Source organism: Dietzia sp. SLG310A2-38A2 (genome assembly GCF_014145095.1).
GTDB lineage: Bacteria > Actinomycetota > Actinomycetes > Mycobacteriales > Mycobacteriaceae > Dietzia.
The window spans coordinates 1-2,732 of record NZ_JAALDX010000330.1; the positions used below are offsets into that span (position 1 = coordinate 1).

Annotated in this window: 2 protein-coding genes and 1 pseudogene; all 3 read left to right on the top strand. The window is 69.9% G+C overall.

Going from position 1 to position 2,732, the window contains the following annotated elements:
• Positions 1-256: pseudogene (locus tag G6027_RS11945) on the top strand (hypothetical protein); the annotation flags it as partial.
• Entirely contained in the window at positions 253-1,740 is a 1,488-nt protein-coding gene (locus G6027_RS11950) for a hypothetical protein (RefSeq protein ID WP_182637369.1), read from the top strand. The pseudogene G6027_RS11945 and the gene G6027_RS11950, both read left to right, overlap by 4 nt.
• 1 nt (position 1,741) lies before the next feature.
• Positions 1,742-2,732: HtaA domain-containing protein (locus G6027_RS11955; protein ID WP_182637370.1), on the top strand; the 991-nt coding region annotated here is incomplete at its 3' end.

The following is a 2,732-nucleotide window of genomic DNA, read 5'->3' on the forward strand; positions in this document are numbered from 1 at the left end:
GGCGGGGTGGGTCTTCCTCGCCCTCGCGGCCCTCGCGTTGTCGGTCGCCGCGGCGGTCGCCGTCAACCGGAGGTTCCGTGCCGGGCCCGACGGAGTCGCCGGACCCCAGGACGTCGCGGGGGAGCCCGACGATCCGCTCGGTCCCGACGACACCCCCGATCCCGATGACACGCTGCCCGGACCGTATCCCCACCCGGCCACGGCGGCAGACCCCCACCAGCCCACGTCCGTCCTCGAGCAAAGGGACCCCCGATGACCAGTCAACTGCGATCGACATACCGCCGCGCCACCGCGCTGGCGCTGGCGCTGGTACTCGCCCTGGGTGCGTTGACGGGTGCGCTGGTGGGTGCCCCGTCCGCGCGTGCGCAGGGCTCGGCGGTCGAGCTGACCGACGCGGAGTTCCGATGGGGGCTCAGCAGGCAGAGCTCGGGTCCCAGCCACGGCCCCGGACTCAACTTTCTCTCCGCAGGTGACAGTTCTGCGGCGCTCACCGGGTCCGGGGCGACGATCACCGAGCAGACGTGGAGGGCCACGTCGGGCAACGTGACGATCGACAAGCGCCCCTCGAGCGGGGCCCCGGCGGCGGCCACCTGGGCCGGCACGCAGACCGATCAGGCGGGCACGCCGATCCGGTACGGCGCCTCGAGCAAGTACAGCGGCCTCGAGATGGTCTTCGGCAAGGGCGCCGGAGTCGTCGACGCCGGGGCGGGCACCGCCGAGATCGAGTGGAAGGGCACCGCCTCGGTCCTGTACTACTCGGGCCTGGTGTTCCTCAGCATCACCGACCCGGTTCTCACCGTCACACCCACCAAGGCGACGGTCACCGCGACCCTGGGTGGGCGACGGAGCTCACAGGACAACCCCGAGGTGTCGGTCCCGATCCCGTCGCGCACCGTGGTCGTCGCGAACCTGTCCCGCAACCGCGTCGAACTGGGCGGGAAGAAGGGCTTCTCCGTGACCCCCGAATACCTCCGGGTGCCCTATTCCGCAAAGCCGGGGGAGAATACCCAGTCGAGAGATGGGGATAACTGGGGAGCATTCCCCAGTGAATTCGTGGACTTTGCCGCGGACGCCGGATCGGGAGGATTCTGGTATTCCACCGGGACCTCCGACAGCGCGAAACCCGCACTCCCGATAGCGGTGAGTTGGAATTCGGATGAACCCGAGGAAATGCCGAATTCCGGGGGTTCGGGTGGTTCGAGAGGAATCGTGGGTCAGGTCCTCGACAACACGGTCGAACAGATTCTCCGCGCCGCGGGCGACGACGTCGCCGACACCGCTGCCGCCTGGATGGACGAGGCGTGGAAGCCACTCCAGCCCGATGCGGTGAGGGAGGTTCGCGAGGGAACGGGCCCGGCCGGGGGGTCCGAACCCCCGGCCGCCGCGGGGGGTCGCGTCGACGAGGTCTTCGAGGAGCATTTCGAGGAGTACTACGCCTCAGGCTCTCCGGTGACCGCCGGCACCGTGGGCGGCACGGTCGCCTCGATCCCCGCGCCCCCCTCAAGTCCCTCCCCGGGTGGTTCCGCGCCCGCGCCCGCGGCGCCAGCCGCCTTCGCCGACCACTCGACGATCCCGGTGGCGGCCAACTCCCCGCTTCACGGTGCCGACGTGGTCTATTCCCAGACTTCCGCCTCCCAGAAGGCCGGAAACCCCACCCACCAATGGCAGTGGTGGGTGGGGACCGCATTGCTCGCGCTCGCGGCAGTGCTGTTCTACCAGACAGTTCGACGAAAGGACTGATGTGAAGACTTCTCGATCCCGGCTCGCGCTCGCCGGTCGACGGGGCACGATGCTGGGGGCAACACTCGCGTTGCTCGCCGGAGTCGTCGCCGCCCCGGCGGCCCAGGCCCAGGACGTCACCCCGGGAACCGTCTCGGACGCCTCGTTCGTCTGGGGCATCAGCGGATACGCCCAGAAGGGCATCTTCGGACCGTGGCGCATCTTCGACGCCTCCGGTGACGCCTCGGCGCTCGTCGGGTCGGTCTCGGGTGGCACGCAGACCGAGTACACACCGGGGGCGTTCCCGGCCACGTCGATGCCGGTCAGGGTGGTCGACGGCCACCAGGCGACGCCCAACGCGATCAAGTTCTCCGACGGTGAGGGAGCCCGCGGGGTGGACGGCACGGTCACCATCGACTGGGACGGCGAGATCACCTTCAACGCCTACCCCGCCAACCTCAACGCCCCGGACGAGACCCTGGCCGACCCCAGGCTCACGGTGAACGCCGACGGTTCCGGAACGCTCGACGCCGATGTCACCATCGGTGCGGCGAATGACATGGACGGCAACCCCACGCCCGAGGTCAACGCGGGCCGCACGCCCGTCCTGTCGTTCGGGCCGGGTGCCGCACAGGTGGCACAGGACGGCACCATCACCCTGTCCCCCCGGTACGCGGGAGTGCAGCACAACGGTGGGAACCAGGACCGGACCTGCACCGCGCCGAACGTCTGGGGCGCGTGGACGCCCGAGTGGCTGGCGGCCGTGCCGGGTTCGGTGCACCCGCACTACTACAACACCGGGTGCGGGGGAGACCAGAACCTCAAGGGCCCGCTGCCTCTCCAGGTCACCTACGACCTGACCGAGGACGAGACCCAGGTGCCCGTCGGCACCCCGAAGATCCAGCTCTCGGAAGCCACACTCGCCGCTGACGGCAGCCACCAGGTGACCATCACCGGCACGGGCTTCAACGACCAGTCCGTGGTGGGTGTCCGCCCGCCACTGGCGGGTAAGA